Origin of the sequence: Kitasatospora sp. MBT66 (genome assembly GCF_000710405.2) — a bacterium.
Lineage (GTDB): Bacteria > Actinomycetota > Actinomycetes > Streptomycetales > Streptomycetaceae > Kitasatospora > Kitasatospora purpeofusca.
This window is the reverse complement of sequence record NZ_JAIY01000010.1, coordinates 344396-365452: the sequence shown is the minus strand read 5'-3', so window position 1 is coordinate 365452 and position 21057 is coordinate 344396. Positions and strand designations below refer to the sequence as shown.

The following is a 21057-nucleotide window of genomic DNA, read 5'->3' as shown; positions in this document are numbered from 1 at the left end:
GGGTGCCGCTCGCCGACGACGGGGAATCCCACCCGAACGGCGCAGGCACGGCACACGCGCAGACGCAGACGCAGGCGACACCGCCGGGCAATCCGAAGGACCCCGGAAACGGCGAGCGGCCCGCCCGGTGTCCTGAAGACACCGGACGGGCCGTCTCGCACCGTCGCGACTACCCCACCAGGGTCAGTGCACCAGCACCGGCACCTGGTTGGCGTCCGCCGCACCCTCGCCGGAGCCCTCGCCGGCGCCGCCGGTCCCGGGGCGACCGGCGTTGATCAGGACGAAGGCCAGCACGGCCGCCAGGGCCAGGATCCCGAAGGACCACCAGATAGCGGTCGAGAAGCCGTGCACCATGCCCCCGAACTGCACCGCCTTCGCGGCGGCCGGGTTGGTGGCCTCGCCGGCGTGGGCCGCCAGCCAGGTGGTGGTGGCGCTGGCCGCGATGGTGTTCAGCAGCGCGGTGCCGATGGCGCCGCCGACCTGCTGCGAGGTGTTGACCATGGCGGAGGCCACGCCCGCGTCGCGCGGCTGGACGCCGTGCGTGGCGAGGCTCATCGCCGGCATGAACGCGGTGCCCATGCCGAGGCCCATCAGGACCAGACCGGGCAGGATCAGCGCCGGGTAGGAGGTGTCCAGGTCGATCTGGGTCAGGATCAGCATGCCGACCGAGGCCAGCAGGAAGCCGGGCGCCATCAGGTACCGCGCCGGGACGCGGGTCATCAGGCGGGCGCCGATCTGGGTGGAGCCGGTGATCATGCCCGCCACCATCGGCAGGAAGGCCACGCCGGTCAGCACCGGGCTGTAGTCGAGCACGATCTGCAGGTAGTAGGTCAGGAAGAGGAAGAGACCGAACATGCCGATCACGGCCAGGCCCAGCGACAGGTAGACCCCGCCGCGGTTGCGGTCCAGCACGACGCGCAGCGGCAGCAGCGGTGCCTTGACCTTGCTCTCGACCAGGACGAACGCGGCCAGCAGCAGCGCGGCGGCGACGAACAGGCCGATCGTCATGCCCGAGCTCCAGCCGTCCGACTCGGCCCGGGTGAAGCCGTAGACCAGCGCGACCAGACCGGTGGTGACCAGCAGCACGCCGGGCACGTCGAGACGGTTGCGGTTGCGGCCCTCGGCGGGCTCGCGGATCACCATGACGGCGCCGACGGCGGCGACCACGGCGAACGGGATGTTGACGAAGAAGGTCCAGCGCCAGTTCATGTACTCGGTCAGCAGACCGCCGAGGATCAGACCGATCGCACCGCCACCACCGGCGATGGCGCCGTAGATGCCGAACGCCTTGGCGCGCTCCTTGGCCTCGGTGAACATGACCGCCAGCAGCGAGAGCGCGGCCGGGGCGAGCAGGGCGCCGAAGACACCCTGGAGGGCGCGGGCGCCGAGCAGCATCGCGGTGTTGGCGGCGGCGCCGCCGAGCGCGGAGGCCAGCGCGAAGCCGGTCAGACCGACGATGAAGGTGCGCTTGCGCCCCCACAGGTCGGCCACCCGGCCACCGAACAGCAGCAGCCCGCCGAAGGCCAGCGCGTACGCGGTGATCACCCACTGGCGGTTGCCGTCGGTGATGCCCAGGTCCTTCTGGGCGGACGGCAGCGCGATGTTCACGATGGTGGCGTCCAGGACGACCATCAGCTGCGCGAGGCCGATGAATATCAGGGCCTTCCAGCGCCTCGGATCAGGCTGAACGGCGGGCAGGGCATCGGTTTTTGACATGGAGGTACTCACTTCACGGTGCGAGGTGTGCGGAAGACGTGCGGTGCGGTGCAAGGGACAACGGGTTAAGGGGAGAAGAACGTCGGCGGACGCGTCGGATCAGTGGTCGCCGTGGAAGTCCTCGAAGGTCGCGGCCCGGCCGGGCAGTGTCGAACGGGCGGGCGCCCGCATGCCGTCCAGGAACAGTTGCAGGTGCCGGTGGACGAATCCCTCCAGGATGTGGCACGAGGTGCCCGGCAGCGGGCGGGTCAGCTGGCTGAGCGCGATGAACAGGTCACCGTGGGCGACGTCCGGACGGATCTCGCCCGCCGCCTTCGCCCGGTCCAGCAGATCGCCGACGACCGCCAACAGGCGCTCGCGTGCCTCCGCCAGGTCCGGATCGTTCAGGTCGACCCGGTTGGTGAGCATCGGGCAGAGCGCGCCGACCTTCTCGTCGACCGTCTCGTGGGCGAACCGCTCCAGGGCGTCGAACGGGCCGGCGGCCTCGGTGGCGGCCCGCTCGGCGATCGCCACGATGCGGTTCTTGACGAGCAGTGCCACCTCGCGGATCAGTGCCGCCCTGGTGGGGAAGTTCCGGTAGAGCGTAGCGTTTCCGACGCCCGCCCGCTTCGCAATTTCGTCCAGCGGCGCCTCGGCGCCGTGCTCGACGAACGCGTCCCGGGCCGCCAGCACGATCCGCTCACGGTTGCGGCTGGCGTCCGCACGCAGTCGGGGCGTGCGGGCCGGTTCCGTGGTCGGGGTCGGCCGGGTGGCGGCGGTGCTCACGGCTCTGCTCCTCCCGAAGCATACAAGTTCCGGGGAGAAACTCCCCGCTTAGTCCTACGAAGGGCTAAACGGGGAATCGCTCCCCGGAAATTTCACGCTTCCGTGTGACCTGAGTCACATCACGGTCCGTGTCGGCGGCATCCGCCACCGTCACGACCGGCCGCGCCGCCACCGCGGGACGGACCGGGGCCGAAGGGTCACCCCACCGCGATCCGGGAGCCGGTGCCCGTCCCGGTGCGGACGGGCCGGTGCAGCGGGATCTCGAAGTGGACGGTGGCCACACCGGGGCCGTGCTCGCCGGTCGGACGGGCGTCGTGGACCTCCTCGGCGAGGCTGCGCCAGAACGGCTCGGCGCCCGGGATCGCGGTGTTGGTGTGCAGGTAAAGCCGCCGGTAGCCGCCCTCCGCCGCGGCGAACGCGCGGGCGCGCTCGACGAGTTCGCGGGCCAGGCCCTGCCGCCGGTGTTCCGCTCGGACGTACACCCGGACCAGCTGGGCGGTGGTCCCCGAGGGGTAGCGCTCGGCGACCTCGCGCGGGTGCGGCGGGTGGAGCGGCCCGGTGGAGTGCAGCGCGGTGGTGGCGACCACCTCCCCGGCGTGGACGGCGACCAGCAGGGCGTGCCGGGGGTGGTCCAGGTAGTACCCCTGGAGGTCGACCACATCGGCGTGCCACTCGGGCACGTAGCCGTAGCCGAACTCGCGGTAGAAGGTGTCGAGGATCAGTCGGCGCGCCCCGGGAACGTCCTCCGGCACGGCATGGCGGATTGCATAAGGAAGTTGACGCTGCATCAGAAACTCCGACCGAAGGTGGGGCGGGAGGGTGATGGTCAGCGTACATGAAAACCACTTTCATCTGATGCGTCGGCGGAAGTGCGGTCCGGCGTGTTGAAAATGAAAACGAATCCCGTTACCGTCCTGCCTGTCCACCGATCGTCGTGTCCGTCGAAGGGGAGAACCGTGGCGCATCTGCTGGTGATCGAGAGCTGGGTCGGCTCCATGAGCAGGCTGCTGCCGAGGGCCCTGGGGGAGGGCGGCCACCGCTTCACCTTCCTCACCCGCGACCTGCACCACTACCTGCGCGCCGCCCCCGTCGACGGCCCGCACCCGCTGCTCGCGGCGGAGAACATCCTCACCGTCGACACCAACGACGCGGCAGTGCTGCTCCCGTACGCCGAGCGGCTGCACGGCCTGCTGGGCTTCGACGGGGTGCTCTCCTCCTGCGACTACTACCTCCCCCAGGTCGCACGGGTGGCCCACCGACTCGTCCTGCCCGGGGCCGCCCCCGAGGCGGTCGAGGCCGCCTGCCGCAAGGACCTCACCCGGCGGAAGCTCGCCGAGGCCGGCGTCCCCGGGCCCGCGTACGCGCTCTGTACCGACCGCGAGCAGGCCCGGGCCGCCGCGCGGGCGATCGGCTACCCGCTGGTGGTCAAGCCGGTCGACCTGTGCGCCGGGATGTTCGTCCGTGAGGTCGTCGACGAGACCGAGCTCCTGGTCGCGCTCCGGGCCCTGGAGGGGTTCCCGGTCAACGCGCGCGGCCAGCGCCGGGAGCCGGTGGTACTGCTGGAGGAACTGCTCACCGGGCCCGAGGTCAGCGTCGAGACGGTCTCGGCGGGCGGCGCCGCGCACGTCGTCGGGATCACCGACAAGAGCGTCGCCGGGGCGCCCGCGTTCGTCGAGACCGGGCACATGTTCCCGGCCGCCCTGGAGCCGGCCGAGGCCGGGGCCGCCGCCGACACGGCCCTCGCCGCGCTGGCCGCGCTCGGACTTGACCAGGTCGTCGCGCACACCGAGATCAAGCTGACCCCGAGCGGGCCCCGCGTGGTCGAGGTCAACCCGCGTCCGGCCGGGAACCGGATCACCGAGCTGGTCCGGCGGGTCACCGGCGTCGACCTCGCGGCCGCCGCCGTCGACGTGGCCCTCGGCCGCCGGCCCGACCTGGCCGTCCACCCGACCGGGGTCACCAGTGCGGCGATCGCCTTCCTCGTCCCCGAGGGCGGGCAGGCCGGACTGCTGGACGGCTTCGACGGCGAGGACGCGGTGCGGCGCGACCCGGCGGTGGTCGAGCTCGCGCTCGCCGGGGCGGGCCGCGAGGTCCGGCCGGCGACCAGTAACAACGAGTACCTCGGGCACGTCATGACCGCCGACAGCGTGGGGGCCGGGGCCCGCGGCGCGGCCGAGCGGCTGCTGGCCGGGCTCACGCCGCGCCTCACGGCGACGGGTGCCGAGGCGGCCGTCGAGCACGCCTCCGGCGACGCCGACGCGGTCGCACCCGCAGGGATCGCACCCGTCGCGGCCGCACCCGCAGGGGTGCTCGCATGAGCGTCGCCGTCGCCACCACCGGCACCGCCGTCGCCCCTCCGGGTGCCGGTGTCCCCCCGGGCGCGGACACCCCCGCGCTCGACCTGATCACCGGGCGGGCCCGTACGGGGGCGTACGGGCCCGACCCGGCCTCCCTGCGGATCGCGCTCGCCTTCACCACCGCCCAAGCCGTCCGGCACGCCGGCCGCGCCCGCGGCTACCGCAACGAGGCGCTCAGTCTGCGGCTCGGCGCCGCCGTCGGCTCCTGTGCCGTCGAGCCGGGCGACCTCTCCGCCGACACCCTCACCGACTGCGTCGGCGCCACCGTCGACGAACTGCTCGACCACCCCCGCGTCGCCGTCCGGGTCGCCGCGCTGGACGCCTATCTCGGCCACTGCCGCCCGCACGGGCCGGCCGAGGGCGCCCGCCCGGTCTCCCTGCCCGCGGGCTCCTCGCTGGCGAAGTCCCGCGCCCGCGCCGCCGCCGTGGTGGGACTGCTGCCGCTCGCCGGCGTCCGCCGGGTGCTGGTTGTCGGAGTCGTCAACTCGCTCCTGGAGCAGCTCCGTTCGCGCGGAACGGAGTACGTTCCCTGTGACCTCAAGGGCGGTACCACCGAGTGGGACGAACCGGTGCGCACCGACGCCCTCGCCCACCTCGACGACTGCGACGCCGTGCTCGCCTCCGGCATGACCCTGGGCAATGGCTCGCTCGATCCACTGCTCACGCACGCCCGCGCCACCGGCAAGCCCTTGGTGCTGTTCGCCCAGACCGGCAGCGCGGTGCTGCCCCGACTGCTGGGGGACGGCGTCACTGCCGTCAGCGCCGAGCCCTACCCCTTCTTCTGGCTCGACGGCGGCCCCACCGTGGTCCACCTCTACGGCGGCCCGACGGGCCGAGGGGGTGCGGCCCGGTGACCGCCCTGCTCGACCCGGGGGCCGCGCTGGGCAATCCGGACCTGCTCCCGCTGCTCGGCGGCACCCCGCTGACCCGCATCACCACCCCGCTGCCGCACCCGCACCCGGGCTTCTGGGCCAAGCTGGAGGGGCTGGGCGCGGGTGGCATGAAGGCCCGCTCGGCCGTCGCCATGCTGCGCGGTGCCCACGCGCGCGGCGAACTCCGCCCCGGCGCCACGGTGGTGGAGTCCACCTCGGGCACCATGGGGGTCGGCCTGGCCTTCGCCGGGCAGGCCCTCGGGCACCCGGTCGTGCTGGTCGGCGACAGCGAACTCGAACCGTCCATGCGGCAGTTGCTGCACGCCTACGGTGCCCGGCTGGAGCTGGTCGAGCGGCCGGCCCGGCACGGCGGCTGGCAGGCGGCCCGGCTCGCCCGGCTGCGCGCCGTGCTCGACCTGCTGCCCGACGCCTACTGGCCCGACCAGTACAACAACCCCGACAACGCGGCCGGCTACCGGGCGATGGCCCAGGAGATCACCGCCGAGCTCGACCACCTCGACGTGCTGGTGTGCAGTGTCGGCACCGGCGGGCACAGTGCGGGGCTCGCCGAGGCCCTGCGCCGCCGCTGGCCCCGGCTGCGGATCATCGGCGTCGACTCGGTCGGCTCCACCATCTTCGGCCAGCCCGCCCGGCCCCGGCTGATGCGCGGCCTGGGCAGCTCGATCCACCCGCGCAACGTCGCCCACCAGGCCTTCGACGAGGTGCACTGGGTCGGCCCGGCGGAAGCGGTGGACGCATGCCGGCGGCTGGCCCGGGGTGCGTTCGTCAGCGGCGGCTGGTCCACCGGCGCGGTCGCCCTGGTCTCGGCCTGGGCCGCCCGGGTCCATCCGGGCGCCGCCGTGGCCACCGTCTTCCCCGACGGCCCGCACCGCTACCTCGGCACGGTGTACGACGACGCGTTCTGCCGGCGGCACGGTCTGGACGCCGAGCGGGCCGCGCCGCGCCCGATCGAGATCCCGCACCCGGCGGCCGTCGAGGTCAGTGGCTGGGCCCGCTGCAGCACCGGCCGGACGGCACCCGTCACCGCCTCCGCCGTCGTCACCGCCCCCGCCCCCGCTTCCGCCGTCGTCACAGTCCCGGCCGCCGCCGGACCCGCCCGCACCGAGGAGGACCGATGAGGCTCGACATCCGTACCGGACGGCTCCGCCTGGCCACACCGCTGCGCATCTCCCGCTCGGTGACCACCGAGCGGGACGCGGTCCGGCTCGCCCTCGGCCACGGCGGGCTGACCGGCCACGGCGAGGTGGTCAGTAGCCTCCACCTGGGCCTGCCCACCCACCGGATCCACCATGAACTCGCCTTGCTGCGGCCCGTGCTGGAGCGCCATCAGGACCCCGAGCAGGCCCTCGCCGACCTGTCCTCCGGTGCGGCCCCGTTCGCCGCGCTGCCGCCGGGCGTGCTGGCCGCCGTCGAGGCCGCCCTGCTGGACCTGGTCGGCAAGCGGGCCGGCGAACCCGTCCACCGCCTCCTCGGCCGGGCCGACCCGGTCGCCGCCGTCACCGCCCGCACCATCGGCATCGAGCCGCCCGCCCGCGCCGCCGTCCAGGCGGCCCGGCTCGCCGACGCGGGCTTCACCGTGATCAAGATCAAGGCCGGCAGCGCCGACCCCGGCCTCGACCTGGTCCGGGTCCGGGCCGTCCATGAGGCCGCGCCCGGGGCCCGGCTGCTGCTCGACCCCAACGGCGCCTGGACCCCGGCCGAGGCCCTCCGGCTGCTGCCCGCCTTCGCCGCCACCGGGGTCGAGGCCGTCGAGCAGCCGATCGCCCCGGGCGACCCCGACGCGCTCGCCGCCGTCGCCGAGCGCTCGCCGATCCCGGTGATCGCCGACGAGGACGCCGTCGACCACGAGGACGCGTGCCGGCTCGCCGGTCGGGTCCAGGGCGTCAACCTCAAGCTCGCCAAGTGCGGCGGCGTCCACCAGGTGCTGCGCATCGCCGAGGCCCTGCGCGGCAGCGGCACCGAGCTGATGCTCGGCTGCCTGGTGGCGAGTTCGCTGGGCATCGCGCCCGCCGTCCACCTCGCCGACCGGGCCCGCTGGCTCGACCTCGACGGCCACCTGCTGCTCGCCCACGACCCCTGGCAGGGCATCGGCGGCGCCGACGGAACCGTCCGCACCCCGGACCGGGCCGGCCTCGGCGTGCTGCCCGCGCCCGACGCTCCCGCTCCCGTTCCCGACGTCCCGGCCCCCGGGTCCGGGGCTCCCGCGCCCGAAGGCCGCGCCGGGTCGTTCGCCGAGGCCCGTCCGGCGGCCGGCCGGTGAGAATACTGCGCGCCGTACGGACCTTCCCCCTGCCCGTACGGCTGCTGCTGGTCAACCAGCTCGGCGTCAACACCGGTTTCTACCTGCTGATCCCGTACCTGGCCGGGCACCTCGGGCACGACCTCGGCCTGTCCGCGCTCGCCGTCGGCACCGTGCTCGGGCTGCGCAACCTCAGCCAGCAGGGCCTGTTCATCCTCGGCGGCTCGGCCGCCGACCGGCTCGGTGCGCGTCGCGTCATCATCGCCGGGTGCGCGCTGCGCAGCGTCGGCTTCGGCCTGTTCGCGCTCGGCGACACCCTCGGCGTGCTGCTCGCCGCCTCCGCCCTCAGCGGGCTGGCAGGTGCGCTGTTCAACCCGGCCGTGCGCACCTACGTCGCACGCGAGGCGGCGGACCGCAGGGCCGAGGCGTTCGCGCTGTTCTCGGTGTTCGCCACCACCGGCGCGCTGGCCGGCCCGCTGATCGGCACCGTCCTGCTGCTGGTGGACTTCCGGACCGCCGCGCTCACCGCGGCCGGCGTCTTCGCCGTCCTCACCGTCGCCCAGGCCTTCGCCCTGCCCGAGCGCGCCGCCGAGCCCGCCCCGCGCGGGGTGCTCGCCGACTGGCGCGAAGTGGCCTCGGACCGGCGGTTCCTGGCCTTCTCCCTGGGCATGGTCGGCCTGTTCGGCATGGAGAGCCAGCTCTACCTGCTGCTGCCCGACGCGGCGCGCCGCGCCACCGGCTGGGAGGGCGCCGTCAGCCTGGTCTTCCTGACCGCGACCCTCGCCAACCTGACCCTGCAACTGCGCATCACCACCCGCCTGCAGCTGCACGGCCAGCCCTCCCGCTGGATCCCGCTCGGCCTCGCCGTCGCTGCCACCGGCTTCCTGCTGCCGCTCGCCGCACCGGGCCTGCCCGGCGTCCTCGGCGGTGTCCTGCTGCTCCAGCTCGGGCTGATGATCGCGCAGCCCTTCGTCCTCGCCCTGATCCCGGCCTTCGGGCGCGACGGCCTGACCGGCACCTACTACGGCCTGTACTACGTGGTCTCCGGCTTCGCCGCGGCGCTCGGCAACACCCTGGTCGGCCGGGCCATGGACAGCGCCGCCACCGCACCCTGGCTGCTCTGCGCCGGCCTCGGCCTCGCCTCCGCCACCGCGCTCGCCCGGCTGCACCGCACCGGGCGGCTCCCCGCCCCCGCCCGCCCTCTCCCCAGCGAGGCCCGATGAACCGCCGCCCGACCCCGCCGCCCCCCGCCGGGACCCACCGGAACCTGCTCACCGACCGTCCGGAACTCTACGAACTGCGGTTCCCCGACCCGGAGTCCACCGCCGCCCGATGGGCCGAGGCGATGCTCCGCGCCCACGGCGCCGGGCCCGAGGTGCTCGACCTCGGCTGCGGCACCGGGCGGGACGCGGGATGGCTGCACCGCGTCGCCGGGCGCACCGTCACCGGCCTGGACAGCTCGCCGGAGATGATCGCCCACGCCCGCGCCCGCCACCCCGGACCGGCCTACCACATCGGCGACATGCGGGACTTCACGCTGCCCGGGCGGTTCGACGCGGTGCTCTGCCTGGACAGCGCACTGCTCCACTGCCACACCAACGAGGACCTCGACGCCCTCTTCGGCCGGATCCGCCGCCATCTGCGCCCCGGCGGACTGCTGGTCGCCGAGATGCGCAACGGTGCCTTCTTCCTCGGGCGCACCGAACTCCTCGACGCGCCGAGGCTGGACAGCATCACCCACGAGGGCATCACGCTCACCTCGCGCACCGTGCTCTGGATCGACCACGCCGCCCAACTCCTGCGCCGCACCCGCAGCTGGGCCGGGGACGACGGCGCGCCGCCGGTCGAGCAGCACTCCGCCTGGCGGCTGCTCTTCCCGCAGGAGCTGCGCCATCTGCTCGCCCACCACGGCTTCACCGTCCTCGCCCTGCACGACCGGCCCGGCCCGCGCACCGACCCCCCGTGGACGGACGACGTCGGGGCCGCCGGGACCGGCGACACCTCCTGCACCCCCGGCACCCCCGACAGCGCCGACGGCGACCGGCTGCACCTGGTCGCCCGGCTCGAACCCCCTGCCCGAAAGGGAAGTTGACCCCGATGCCCCGCCCACTCGCCCGCCGCACCCTGCTCACCGCCGCCTCCGCCTCCGGCGCGGCGCTCGCCCTCGCCGCCTGTTCCGCCCCGGGCGGCACGGCCGCCGCCGACCGCGAACCGGACGCCGCCACCCCCCGGCGCGGCGGCCGGCTGCGCGCCCTGTTCGCCGGCGGCGGCGCCGACGAGACCCTCGACCCGCACCGGGTCAACCTCTTCGCCGACGCCGCCCGCGCCAAGGCGCTCCACGACAAGCTCGCCGACTGGGGCCCCGACCTCGCCGCCGTCCCCCGGCTCGCCAGCGGCTGGGAGCCGGGCCCGGGCCTCGACGTCTGGACCGTCCGGCTGCGCGAGGCGGCCTTCCACGACGGCCGACCGGTCACCGCCGCCGACGTCCTGTACAGCTACCGCCGAATAGCCGACCCCGGGCGGGCGTTCCGGGCCCGGGCCTCGCTCGAACCGATCGACCTCGCCGGGAGCCGGGCCACCGACCCGCGCACCGTGGAGTTCCGGCTGAACCGCCCGTGCGCCGAATTCCCCAACGTCCTGGCCGCGTTCGGCGCCTACATCGTTCCGGAGGGCACCGAGGACTTCCGGGCGCCGGTCGGCTCCGGGCCCTTCTCCTTCGTCTCCTTCGAGCCCGGCCGCTCCCTGCTGCTGCGCCGCTTCGACGGGTACTGGGACGGCGCTCCGCACATCGACGAGCTGGAGATCCTCGCGGCCGCCGAGGAGTCCGCCCGCGCCAACGCCCTGCTGGCCGGGCAGGCCGAGTACGCCCACGAGTTGGCGCCGGCCACCGCCCGCGCCCATGCGTCCGGAGGGCGGATCGGCATCGTCCGGCTGCGCAACAGCGCCATGCAGGGCTTCGTCATGAAGACCGACCGGCCGCCGTTCGACGACCCCCGGGTCCGACAGGCGTTCTTCCACCTGGTCGACCGGCAGGAGCTGGTCGACGGCGCGCTCTCCGGTGCCGGCGAGATCGGCAACGACCTGTTCGGCAAGGGCAGTCAGTACTACCCGGCGGGTCTGCCGCAGCGAACCCGGGACCTCGACCGGGCCCGCGCGCTGCTGCGCGAGGCCGGCGCCGAGGGGCTGCGGGTCACCCTCGACACCTCGCCGGTCGCGGCCGGGCTGGTCGAGGCGGCGGGCATCCTCAAGGACCAGGCGGCGCGGGCCGGAGTCACGATCGACGTGCGGGTCGGCAACAAGGACACCTACTGGAAGGACATCCTGGACGGCGGGGTGCTCGCCTCCTTCCGTTCCGGCGCGATGCCGATCGAGTCGCACATCTCGCAGCGGCTGCTCTCCGGCTCCACCACCAACGCCACCCACTGGCGCCGCCCCGACTTCGACGACCTCTACACCCAGGCCCAGTCCACGGCCGATCCGGCGGCCCGCACCGCCCTCTACGAGCGGATGCAGCGCCGGCTGTTCGACGAGGGCGGACTACTGGTGTGGGGCTTCGCCGACTGGATCGTCGGCCACGCCCCGCGGCTGCACGGCGTGGCGGCGGACGCCCCGGCCAACACCCTCGACTGGGCCAGGTTCGACAAGGTCCGGCTGGCGTGACGGCCACGTCGCGCGGCTGGGTGCGGCGCCGGCTGCTGCTCGGCGCCGGGCAGATCGCGGCCGTCCCGGTCCTGGTCTTCGTGCTCACTGAGGCGCTCCCCGGCGACGCCGCCGTGGTCGCCGCGGGGGACGACCCCGACCCGGCGCGGATCGCCGCGCTGCGGGCCGCGCTGCGGCTGGACCGCCCGGCGGTGGAGCGCTTCGCCGACTGGGCGGGGGAGCTGGCGCACGGCGACCTGGGCCGCTCCCTGGTCGGCGGGCGCCCGGTCGCCGACCACCTGGCCGAGGCCCTCGGCCCGACCCTGCTGCTGGCCGCGCTCACCCTGACTCTGCTCGTCCCGGCGGCGGTCGGCCTCGGGCTGCTCGCCGCCCGGCGGGAGGGCGGACCGCTGGACCGCGCTGTCAGCACAGTGACCCTCGCGGTCTACGCGGTACCGGAGTTCGCCCTGGGCGTGCTGCTGACGGGGGTCTTCGCGCTGTGGCTGGGCTGGCTCCCGCCGACCGCCGTCGGCGGGATCGGCCGGCAGCCCGCCGTGCTGGTGCTGCCGGTCGTGGTGCTGCTGGCCCGCCCGGTCTGCTCGACCGCGCGGCTGGTCCGGGCCGGGCTGCTCGACGCCATGGCGGCCCCGTACGCCGTCCACGCGCTGCGCTGCGGAGTCCCGCCGCACCGGGTCCGGCTCGGCCACGCGCTGCCCAACGCCCTCGCCCCGGTGGTGCAGCACCTCGCCCGCACCACCGAGTGGCTGCTCTGCGGGGTGATCGTGGCGGAGGCGCTGTTCGTGGTCCCCGGGCTCGGCACCGTGCTGCTGGACGCCGTCGCGGCCCGTGACGTGCCGGTGGTCCAGGGCCTGGCGGTGCTGTTCGGCACCGTGACCGTCCTGCTGAACCTCGCCGCCGACCTCGCCGCCCGCCGCCTCGCCCCCCGAACGGAAGTCGCCGTATGACCGCCCTGCCCCGTGCCACCCGGCTCCACCGTCCCGTCGGCCGCCGGCCCGACCGCGGACCTGCCGACCACCTCACCGCCCGTCGCTGCGACTGCGGCGTCTGCCGGGCCCTCGCCCGGCGCTGCCGGTGGCTGGTCCGCCGGGTCGGCTGGTCCGCCGCCGGGCGCCGCCGGGCGAGGGCCTCGGTGGCACCGTGAGGCGCTACGCGCTCGGGCTCGGCCTGGTCGCCGTGCCGCTGCTGCTCGCCCTCGGCGGGCCGCTGCTGGCGGGCGGGCCGGGGCCGCGCGGGGTCTCGTTCACGGCGGGCGCCGGACACTGGCTCGGCACCGACTTCGCCGGCCGCGACGTCCTGCGCCAGGTCCTGCTCGGAGGGCGCCCGGTGGTGCTGGTGGCGGTCGCCGCGACCGTCCTCGGCTACGCGCTGGCGCTGCCGCTCGCGCTGGCCGCCTCACTGACCGGGCGGACCTGGGTCGAGGAGCTGCTGCTGCGGCCCCTGGACGTGCTGATCGCCGTACCGGCGCTGCTCCTGGTCCTGCTGGTGGCCACCGCCGCGGAGCCGGGACCGGTCGGACTGGCCGTGCTGGTCGGGTTGACGGCGGTACCGGACATCGCCCGGGTCGCGCACGCGGCGGCGGTGGCGGCGGCGTCCCGCCCGGTGGTCGAGGCGCTGCGGCTGCACGGCGAGTCCTGGTGGCGGATCGCCTTCGGGCAGGTCGCCCGGACGATCCGCCGCACCCTGGCCGCCGACGCGGGCACCCGTCTGGTGGGCGCCCTGTACCTGGTGGCGACGGCGGCCTTCCTCGGCGTCGGGGTGCGGCCGGACACCGCCGACTGGGCGGTGATGGTGGACCGCAACCGGGCGGGGCTGTTCCTGCAGCCCTGGGCGGTGGTCGTCCCGGCACTGCTGGTGGCCGGGCTGTCGACCGGCACCAATCTGCTGTTCGACACGGCACTGGCCCGGCCGCGCGGGCGCGGTTCGGGAGCGGGCCGGTGCGGACCGGGGGCCGCCGCGTGAGTGGGCCGGAGCTGGCCGCCGTGGACGGCCTGCGGGTGCGGATCGGCCCCCGGGTCCTGGTGGACGGGGTGTCGCTGCGGGTGCGCGCCGGCCGGGTGACGGCCCTGGTGGGTCCGTCCGGCAGCGGTAAGACGACGACCGCGCTCGCCCTGCTGGGCGCGTACCCCGAGGGCGCCCGGGTGTCCGGCACCGTCTCCCTCGCCGGGGCGGGCGGTGCCCCGGTCGGCCATGTGCCCCAGCACCCCGGAACGGTGCTCAACCCGGCCCGTCGGGCGGGCGTCCTGCTCCGCGACCTCGCCAGGGTGCACGGCGGCGGCCCGGAGGCGGTCCGGCGCGCGCTCCACGACACCGAACTGTCCGAGGTGGAGGGCCTGCTGCGCCGCTACCCGCACCAGCTCTCCGGCGGCCAGCAGCAACGGCTGGTGCTCGCCCAGGCGTTGCTCACCGGAGCACGGGTGATCGTCGCCGACGAACCCACCACCGGCCAGGACCCGGCCGCCGCGCGCCGGTTGGCCGCCCTGTTCCGCCGACTCGCCGCGCGCGGCACCGGGCTGCTGCTGCTCAGCCACGACCTGGACCTGGTCCGGGAGTCGGCCGACGAGGTGGTGCTGCTCGCCGACGGCCGCGCGGTGCGGGTGGGCCCGCCCGACGAGGTCCTGCGCGTACCCGCCCGCCCGGTGGTGCCCCCGGCCCGGTCCGCACCGGTCCCGGCACCGGTCCCGGCCCCGACTTCGGGTGCGGCCGCGCCGGTCCGGCTCGACGTCACGGGCCTCACCGCCCGCCACCCCGGCGGCGCGGTGGTGCTGCACGAGGTCGGGCTGAGCCTGCGGGCGGGGGAGTGCCTGGCCCTCACCGGCCGCACGGGCAGCGGCAAGACCACCCTCGGCCGCTGCCTGGCGGGGCTGCACCCGCGCCACGAGGGCACGGTCCTGCTGGACGGCGAGCCGCTGCCGCGCAGCGTCCGGCAGCGCGGACGGCGGCGGCTGGCGGCCGTGCAGTACGTCTTTCAGGACGCCCGGTCGGCGTTCGCGGACCACCGCCCGGTGATCGACCAGGTCGCCCGGGCGTCCGTGCGGCTGCGCGGCCGCACCCCGTCGGAAGCCGGGGCGGAGTCCGCCGCCCTGCTCGCCGCACTCGGCCTCGATCCGGCGAAGGCCGCCCGCCCGCCCGCCGGCCTGTCCGGTGGCGAGCTTCAACGGGCCTCACTGGCGCGGGCGTTGATCGTCGGCCCGGCGGTGCTGGTGTGCGACGAGATCACCGCAGGACTGGATGCGGACACCCGGGCCTCGATTCTGGCCCACCTCGCCGACCGTCGGGACCGGGCGGGTCTGGCGCTCCTGTTCGTCTCCCACGATCCGGCGGCCGTCGACGCCCTGGCCGACCGGGTGGCCACCCTGGCCGACGGCCGGCTGCACCCCGCCTCCACGGCTCACCCGTTCGGGCGACAGGACACCGCCCCGCCCGGGTAGCACCGCCGGCCGCCCTCCGCACCCGCGCGTCGACCGGGTCGGGAACGCCCAGGTCGCCGAGCGCTCCGGCCGGGTGAGCCCCGGCCGGAGCGCTCGGTCCTCCCATCCTCCTCACCACCACCGCACCGGCCCCACACCCACCCCCGCGCGCGTGGTGCAGCACGATTTGTCGGACACGTCCTAGGCTGAACCCGCCCGGACGGCCGGACGGCCGTGGGAGTCGGGAGGGGCCCGGCGGCCGGGATCTCGGAGGTGGTGCGCGATGGGCAGCGACGGTTCGACGAGCGACGGTTCGACGGCCGAGGTGCGCTGCGTGGCGGCCGTCCCCTGCTGGGTGAGCCTGATGGCCCGCGACCTCGACACCGCCCGTGCCTTCTACGGGCCGCTGCTGGGCTGGGAGTTCGAGCCGGGCCCGGACCGCTTCGGCCCGTACGTGCACGCGGTGGTCGGCGGCGAGGCGGTGGCCGGGGTCGGCGTGGCGGGCGGCGGCTGGGACATGCCCGTCGCCTGGACCAGTTACTTCGGCACCGAGAGCGCCGATGCGGCCGCCGACGCGGTGCGCGAGCGCGGGGCGACCCTCGCGGTCGGTCCGCTGTCCTTCGACGCCGGCCGGCTGGCGTTCGCGGCCGACCCGGCGGGTGCGGTGTTCGGCATCTGGGAGGGCCCGCCGGGCCGGGCCCGGCGGCTGGACCTGCTGGGCGCCCCGGTCTGGATCGAGCTGCGCACCCCGGACCCGTTCGCGGCGGCGCTCTTCTACGGCGAGGTGTTCCGCTGGGACGGCCGCGACCCGGAGCGCTTCGAGGTCCGCTGGGAGCACGACCGGGTGGTGCTGCGGGCGGAGGGGCACAGCGTCGCCGCGCTGGCCCGGGAGCAGGCGGGCGGGCCGACGGGGCTGTCCCCGCACTGGGAGGTCTCCTTCTCGGTGCCGGACACCGACGAGGCGCTGCTCCGGGCGGAGCGGCTCGGCGGCAGCGTGCTCGGTCAGGCCTTCGACTCGCCGTACGGGCGGGTGGCCAGGCTGCAGGATCCGGAGGGCGGCCGCTTCGCGGTGATCAGCGCCAAGCCCTGACCGCGCCGGTCGAACACCTCCCTAGTCCCCGGCGATCTCCGCCCGATCGGCCCGCAGCCGTTCGCCGAGCGCGGCCCGCTCGGCGGCCGGCAGGGCCTTGCGGGCGGCGGTGAAGAGCTGCTTCTCCTCGGTCGCCAGGTGCCGCCGCAGCAGCTCGGTGAGTCCGTTCAGCAGGATGCCCAGCGCGGGGTCGCCGGAGGGGAGGGCCTGCAGGTCGGCGAGGTACTGGCCGATCGCGAGGTGGTCGTGGATGCACCGGAACACCACCGCGCCACCGTCCGGCACATCGTGCTGGACGACCGGGAAGAGGTGTTCCTCCTCGGCCGCGCAGTGGCTGAGCAGCAGGTCGGTGAGCTGGTCCAGCAGCACTCCGGGTGCCCGTTCCTCGGCCCGGCCGGCCTCGATCCGGACGAGCAGTTCCTCCACCGCGCGGTGCTCCGCGGTGAACTCACCCAGGATGTCCGGCCTGCGGCTCATGGCGCGCCCGCCTCTTCTCCGTCGACGTCCGGTGCGCCCCCCGACACCTCCAGTATCCGGCGCCGCCCGGCGAACCGGGGCCTCCGCCGGACCCGTCCGAGGACGGGCCCGTGCCACCACCGGCCCGAGGCCCCCGCGGCGCTGCCCGCTCAGGGGTGGTCCCGCCGCCCGGCGAGGGCCAGCAGCCGGGTCTGCGGCCCGGCGTCCCCGGCCACCGGGAGCGGCGGATCGAACAGTCCGCTGCCGGAGAGGTCCCCGTAGCCGGAGAACTCGGCGAGCGCGAAGTCCACGAGCTCCGCCGGGAGCCGGGTGCGCCTCCCGATGCCCTCGGCGAGGTCCCAGCTGTGGACCACGGCGTCGGTGGTGAGCTGGTCCAGGTAGTACTGGCCCGGGACGTCGCCGAAGGAGAGGTGGACGGTGAGCTCGGTGGCGCCGGGGACGGCGAAGGCCTCGCGGGCGGCGTCGGCGGCGGCCGTCCAGGCGGCGACCGGGTCGTCGCCGAGGACGTCGCCGTCGAAGCGGCCGCCGACCTCGGAGATCGTCGCGCCCATCAGCAGTTCGGGCACCCAGAGCTGCTCGCCGGTGAGGTGGTTGACCAGGTCGCGGACGCTCCAGTCGGTGCACGGGGTGGGCGCGTCCCACTGGTCGGGGGTGACCAGCCGGATCCGTTCGGTGAAGGCGGCGAGGGCCTCGGCGTGCGGGGTGCCCCGGTCGGCCGGCCGCCGGTGTTCGTTGCGATGTGCCATGTCCTGAGCGTGCCCCGTCGCGCACTTCCGTACGCCGGTCTACACCACTTGTGACCCGGCCACGCCAATATCCTCGGTTCGGCCGGTTGTTCAAATTCAAACTTCCAGGTACGGTCGACACACCCCAGCTGGTTCGAATTTGAACAAACAGATTCGGCCGGTATCGACGAACCCCCCTTTCTGATGGAGACGCGCATGCCGAGCAGCAGCCCGAGCACGACCGCCGCCACCACCCCCCTTTCCGCATCCGGGTCGGCCCCCGGATCGGTGACCACCTCCCCGCACGCCTACGACGTCGGCCTCCTGCTGCTGCGGGTGGCCCTCGGCCTGACCATGGCCGCGCACGGCAGCCAGAAGCTGTTCGGCTGGTTCGGCGGCGGCGGCATCGACGGCACCGGACAGTTCTTCGAGGCGAAGGGCTACCCCGCGCCGAAGGTCATGGCCGTCGTGGCCGGCCTCACCGAGGCCGGCGGCGGACTGGCGCTCGCCGTCGGCCTGCTGACCCCGCTGGCCGCCGCCGCGATCCTCGGCACCATGCTGAACGCCCTGGCCGTCACCTGGAGCAGCACCTTCTTCGCCGCCAAGGGCGGCAGCGAGTACGAACTCCTGCTGATCGCCGCCGCGGCGGCGCTCGCCCTGACCGGCCCCGGCCGCTACGCCGCGGACCGCTACCTGCCGGTGGTGCGCGCGCACCGGCTGAGCTACGGGGCGGCCGCCGTGGTGCTCGCCCTCGTCACTGCGGGCGCCGTGCTCCTGGCCCGCAACTGACCATCGGTGAATGGCCGTTGAGGCCGTGACTCCCCGCGAAGGCCGCCGGTCCACCGACCGGCGGCCTTCGCCGTTCCGTGGTCGAACGGTGAATTTCCTGTGCAGGCGGGGCAGTTGCCGGAGATTGTCCGTTCCGAGGGTTCCCCGGCTTTGTGATGTATGCCATTGTACATGTCACACTCCCCAACGGTGTTCGGCGCCACCGCCCCAACGGTGCGCCACAACGGCCCTCATTACCGCACCGGCCGCGCCCCCACGCGACCGACGAAGGCCCGGAGGCCCCCACGTGAGAAGCGCACGTTCTTTAACGCAAATACCGCACGTCGCAAAGGTCCTGGCGCTGATCCTGGCGCTGTTCGTGACGGTCGGCCTGTTCGCCCCGCGCGCCCAGGCGACCACCGACAAGACCCGTCCGGACTTCGGCGGCGGCTCTCCCGCCGCCACCTCGACCGGCCCGGCCGGGCTCGCCCCGAGGCCCGCCGTCGGTGACACCCCCGACTCGGGCGGCAGGAACGAGTCGGTCCCGGCCCGCGACCGCGCCCCGTTCTCGACCGCCTCCCCGGACCGCTCCGACATCCCGTCGGCGGCCCACCGGCAGGCCGAGATCGTCAAGACCTTCGGCGCGGCCGCCCCCAAGGCCCTCGCCGAACAGGCTTGCAACATCCCGGACTTCACCGGTCGCACCGGCAGCGCCCTGGTCCAGGCGGTCAAGGCCGCCGACCTCGGCTGCATCAACAGCCTGTTCAACCTGGTCGGCACCGACGCGCGCGGCGCCTTCCGCGAGGCCCAGATGGTCTCGGTGGCCGACGCCCTGCGCGACAACGCCGCCGCCTACCCGGGCGACAACTCCACCTCCACCGGCCAGTTGGTGCTCTTCCTGCGGGCCGGCTACTTCGTGCAGTGGTACCACGCCACTGACGTCGGCACCTACGGCACCGCCCTGCAGAGCTCGATCCGCGGCGCGCTGGACAGTTTCTTCAACAGCGCGCACTCCCGCGACGTCACCTCCGCCAACGCCGGCACCCTCGGCGAGGCGATCACCCTGATCGACAGCGCGCAGGAGAACGTCCGCTACCTCCCCGTGGTGAAGCGGCTGCTGGGCGCCTACGACGCCGCCACCCACAACCCGACCAACATGGGCAACGCGCTGAACAGCGTGTTCACCGTGCTGTGGCGCGGCCACCAGACCACCGGTTTCGTCGACGCGGTGGCGGCCGACCCGAGCGTGCTCGACGCGCTCTACTCCTTCGCGTCCGCCAACAGCGGCCTGCTCGGCGGCGACTACACCTTCCTGGTCTACAACGCCACCCGCGAGCTGGGCCGCTTCGTGCAGTACCCGGCGCTCCAGTCCAAGGTGCGCCCGCTGCTGAAGGGGCTGGTCGACCGCTCCTCGCCCAGCGGCAACACCGCCTACCAGTGGGCCGCCGTCGCCGAGATGTCCGACGCCTACGACAAGGGCAACTGCTCGTACTACGGGACCTGTGACGCCGCCGCCCGGCTCAAGTCGGCTGTCCTGACGGTCAACTACACCTGCAGCCCGAGCATCCGGATCCTCGCCCAGGCGCTGGACTCCACCCAGCTGGCGACCGCCTGCACCAGCCTGACCGGCCAGGACGCGTACTTCCACGGCGTGGCCAAGGACAACGGCCCGGTCGCGGACGACCGGAACACCACCATCGAGGTCGTGGTCTTCCACAGCTCCTTCGACTACGGGGTGTTCGCCGCCTCCATCTACGGCATCAACACCGACAACGGCGGCATGTACCTGGAGGGCAAGCCCAACGAGGTCGGCAACCAGCCGCGCTTCCTCGCCTACGAGGCCGAGTGGGCGCGCCCGGACTTCCAGGTGTGGAACCTCAATCACGAGTACACCCACTACCTCGACGGCCGGTTCGACATGTACGGCGACTTCGACGCCGGCGTGACGACCCCGACCATCTGGTGGATCGAGGGCTTCGCGGAGTACGTCTCCTACTCCTATCGCAAGGTCAACTACGACGCGGCGATCTCCGCGGCGGGCCTGCACACCTACAAGCTCTCCACGCTGTTCGACACCACCTACGAGAACACCAACACGGAGCGCACCTACCGCTGGGGCTACCTCGCGGTGCGCTACATGCTGGAGCAGCACCGCGCCGACCTCGACGCCGTGCTCGCCAAGTACCGCGCCGGTGACTGGAACGGTGCCCGCACCGTCCTCAAGACCACCATCGGCACCCGCTACGACGCCGACTTCGACGCCTGGCTGACCCGCTGCGCGGCCGGTGCCTGCTCCGGCAGCACCAACCCGCCCGGCAACCAGCCGCCCACCGCCGCCTTCACCACCTCGATCGGCGAGCTGGGCGTCACCTTCGTCAACCGCTCCACCGACTCGGACGGCAAGATCGCCGCCTACGCCTGGGACTTCGGCGACGGCACCACCGCGACCACCGCCAACCCGACCAAGTGGTACACCAAGGCCGGCACCTACACCGTCACCCTCACCGTGACCGACGACAAGGGCGCGACCGCGAGCGCCAAGCAGAACGTCACCGTGGCGGGCCTGCCGGAGTGCTCCGGCACCGACACCCGGCAGCTGGACAAGAACTGCCGCCGCAGCAACCTCTCGGCGGCCACCGGCAACTACGCGCACTTCTACCTGTACCTCCCGGCCGGGGTGAAGCAGCTGAAGCTCACCAGCACGGGCGGTACCGGCAACGCGGACCTCTACTACAACGCCACCAACTGGGCGTACACCAACTCGTACACCGCCAAGTCCACCAATGCGAGCAACAACACCGAGACCCTGACCATCACCAACCCGCCGGCCGGCTACGTCTTCCTGAGCCTCTACGGCCAGCAGGCCTTCTCCGGCGCGAACATCAAGGCCGAGTACTGACACCGGAGTTCCGATCCCGGAAGCACGGAAGCACTCGGAAACACCCGGAGGCCCCCGGCGG

The 21057-nt window shown here is 74.3% G+C and carries 19 protein-coding genes; 14 read left to right on the top strand and 5 right to left on the bottom strand.

Annotated features, from left to right (window positions below; translation table 11 throughout):
- Positions 1 to 183: 183 nt before the first annotated feature.
- The 3 genes from BI06_RS26280 to BI06_RS26270 form a co-directional block, all read right to left on the bottom strand.
- Entirely contained in the window at positions 184 to 1716 is a 1533-nt protein-coding gene (locus BI06_RS26280) for an MFS transporter (RefSeq protein ID WP_030391102.1), read from the bottom strand.
- 99 nt (positions 1717 to 1815) lie between these two features.
- Entirely contained in the window at positions 1816 to 2481 is a 666-nt protein-coding gene (locus BI06_RS26275) for a TetR/AcrR family transcriptional regulator (RefSeq protein WP_030391101.1), read from the bottom strand.
- Between the two features lie 197 nt (positions 2482 to 2678).
- Positions 2679 to 3269, bottom strand: coding sequence for a GNAT family N-acetyltransferase (locus BI06_RS26270; RefSeq protein ID WP_051741867.1), 591 nt, complete (start codon positions 3267 to 3269; stop codon positions 2679 to 2681).
- A 168-nt stretch (positions 3270 to 3437) separates the two neighbouring features.
- Here BI06_RS26270 and BI06_RS26265 point away from each other — a divergent pair, with 168 nt between their 5' ends.
- The 12 genes from BI06_RS26265 (at position 3438) to BI06_RS26210 (ending at position 16127) form a co-directional block, all read left to right on the top strand.
- On the top strand, positions 3438 to 4799 hold the full coding sequence (locus BI06_RS26265; RefSeq protein ID WP_082558691.1) for an ATP-grasp domain-containing protein: 1362 nt from the start codon (positions 3438 to 3440) through the stop codon (positions 4797 to 4799).
- Positions 4796 to 5692: a Rossmann-like domain-containing protein gene (locus BI06_RS26260; RefSeq protein WP_082558690.1), complete on the top strand. Its 897-nt coding sequence runs from the start codon at positions 4796 to 4798 to the stop codon at positions 5690 to 5692. The genes BI06_RS26265 and BI06_RS26260 overlap by 4 nt, the downstream gene beginning before the upstream one ends.
- A 5-nt stretch (positions 5693 to 5697) precedes the next feature.
- Complete coding sequence (locus BI06_RS26255) at positions 5698 to 6849, top strand: PLP-dependent cysteine synthase family protein (RefSeq protein ID WP_369826257.1); 1152 nt, start codon at positions 5698 to 5700, stop codon at positions 6847 to 6849.
- Entirely contained in the window at positions 6846 to 7991 is a 1146-nt protein-coding gene (locus BI06_RS26250) for a dipeptide epimerase (RefSeq protein ID WP_063764103.1), read from the top strand. Before BI06_RS26255 ends, BI06_RS26250 begins: the two co-directional genes overlap by 4 nt.
- Positions 7988 to 9193, top strand: a complete 1206-nt coding sequence (locus BI06_RS26245; RefSeq protein WP_030391095.1) for an MFS transporter — start codon at positions 7988 to 7990, stop codon at positions 9191 to 9193. The genes BI06_RS26250 and BI06_RS26245 overlap by 4 nt, the downstream gene beginning before the upstream one ends.
- The gene (locus BI06_RS26240; protein ID WP_051741865.1) at positions 9190 to 10062 is read left to right on the top strand and encodes a class I SAM-dependent methyltransferase; all 873 of its coding nucleotides are present in this window, start codon (positions 9190 to 9192) and stop codon (positions 10060 to 10062) included. The genes BI06_RS26245 and BI06_RS26240 overlap by 4 nt, the downstream gene beginning before the upstream one ends.
- Positions 10063 to 10067: 5 nt before the next feature.
- Entirely contained in the window at positions 10068 to 11630 is a 1563-nt protein-coding gene (locus BI06_RS26235) for an ABC transporter substrate-binding protein (protein ID WP_043472044.1), read from the top strand.
- Positions 11627 to 12574: an ABC transporter permease gene (locus BI06_RS26230; protein ID WP_233290296.1), complete on the top strand. Its 948-nt coding sequence runs from the start codon at positions 11627 to 11629 to the stop codon at positions 12572 to 12574. Before BI06_RS26235 ends, BI06_RS26230 begins: the two co-directional genes overlap by 4 nt.
- A complete protein-coding gene (locus BI06_RS52540) occupies positions 12571 to 12771 on the top strand; it encodes a hypothetical protein (RefSeq protein ID WP_043472041.1) in 201 nt (66 codons plus the stop codon). Before BI06_RS26230 ends, BI06_RS52540 begins: the two co-directional genes overlap by 4 nt.
- Positions 12768 to 13589 (top strand): ABC transporter permease subunit, encoded by an 822-nt coding sequence (locus BI06_RS26220; protein WP_043472039.1) that lies wholly within the window; start codon positions 12768 to 12770, stop codon positions 13587 to 13589. Before BI06_RS52540 ends, BI06_RS26220 begins: the two co-directional genes overlap by 4 nt.
- On the top strand, positions 13586 to 15058 hold the full coding sequence (locus tag BI06_RS26215) for an ABC transporter ATP-binding protein (RefSeq protein WP_233290295.1): 1473 nt from the start codon (positions 13586 to 13588) through the stop codon (positions 15056 to 15058). The genes BI06_RS26220 and BI06_RS26215 overlap by 4 nt, the downstream gene beginning before the upstream one ends.
- Before the next feature lie 262 nt (positions 15059 to 15320).
- On the top strand, positions 15321 to 16127 hold the full coding sequence (locus tag BI06_RS26210; RefSeq protein ID WP_107113408.1) for a VOC family protein: 807 nt from the start codon (positions 15321 to 15323) through the stop codon (positions 16125 to 16127).
- Between the two features lie 21 nt (positions 16128 to 16148).
- Here the strand turns inward: BI06_RS26210 and BI06_RS26205 are convergent, their stop codons facing one another.
- Both BI06_RS26205 and BI06_RS26200 read right to left on the bottom strand, forming a co-directional pair.
- Positions 16149 to 16604 carry a hemerythrin domain-containing protein gene (locus BI06_RS26205; RefSeq protein WP_043472037.1) on the bottom strand — a complete coding sequence of 152 codons (456 nt, stop codon included), beginning with the start codon at positions 16602 to 16604 and terminating at the stop codon, positions 16149 to 16151.
- Between the two features lie 149 nt (positions 16605 to 16753).
- Positions 16754 to 17350: a TIGR03086 family metal-binding protein gene (locus BI06_RS26200; protein ID WP_030391086.1), complete on the bottom strand. Its 597-nt coding sequence runs from the start codon at positions 17348 to 17350 to the stop codon at positions 16754 to 16756.
- Between the two features lie 195 nt (positions 17351 to 17545).
- Here BI06_RS26200 and BI06_RS26195 point away from each other — a divergent pair, with 195 nt between their 5' ends.
- Both BI06_RS26195 and BI06_RS26190 read left to right on the top strand, forming a co-directional pair.
- Positions 17546 to 18118: a DoxX family protein gene (locus BI06_RS26195; protein WP_043472035.1), complete on the top strand. Its 573-nt coding sequence runs from the start codon at positions 17546 to 17548 to the stop codon at positions 18116 to 18118.
- 286 nt (positions 18119 to 18404) lie between these two features.
- Positions 18405 to 20996, top strand: coding sequence for a collagenase (locus BI06_RS26190; protein WP_233290294.1), 2592 nt, complete (start codon positions 18405 to 18407; stop codon positions 20994 to 20996).
- Positions 20997 to 21057: the final 61 nt, after the last annotated feature.

Coding starts and splice junctions, on each gene's coding strand:
- BI06_RS26280 (WP_030391102.1), bottom strand. CDS start 1,716: ATGTCAAAAACCGATGCCCTGCCCGCCGTTCAGCCTGATCCGAGGCGC.
- BI06_RS26270 (WP_051741867.1), bottom strand. CDS start 3,269: ATGCAGCGTCAACTTCCTTATGCAATCCGCCATGCCGTGCCGGAGGAC.
- BI06_RS26260 (WP_082558690.1), top strand. CDS start 4,796: ATGAGCGTCGCCGTCGCCACCACCGGCACCGCCGTCGCCCCTCCGGGT.
- BI06_RS26250 (WP_063764103.1), top strand. CDS start 6,846: ATGAGGCTCGACATCCGTACCGGACGGCTCCGCCTGGCCACACCGCTG.
- BI06_RS26240 (WP_051741865.1), top strand. CDS start 9,190: ATGAACCGCCGCCCGACCCCGCCGCCCCCCGCCGGGACCCACCGGAAC.
- BI06_RS26235 (WP_043472044.1), top strand. CDS start 10,068: ATGCCCCGCCCACTCGCCCGCCGCACCCTGCTCACCGCCGCCTCCGCC.
- BI06_RS52540 (WP_043472041.1), top strand. CDS start 12,571: ATGACCGCCCTGCCCCGTGCCACCCGGCTCCACCGTCCCGTCGGCCGC.
- BI06_RS26210 (WP_107113408.1), top strand. CDS start 15,321: ATGGGCAGCGACGGTTCGACGAGCGACGGTTCGACGGCCGAGGTGCGC.
- BI06_RS26205 (WP_043472037.1), bottom strand. CDS start 16,604: ATGAGCCGCAGGCCGGACATCCTGGGTGAGTTCACCGCGGAGCACCGC.
- BI06_RS26200 (WP_030391086.1), bottom strand. CDS start 17,350: ATGGCACATCGCAACGAACACCGGCGGCCGGCCGACCGGGGCACCCCG.
- BI06_RS26195 (WP_043472035.1), top strand. CDS start 17,546: ATGCCGAGCAGCAGCCCGAGCACGACCGCCGCCACCACCCCCCTTTCC.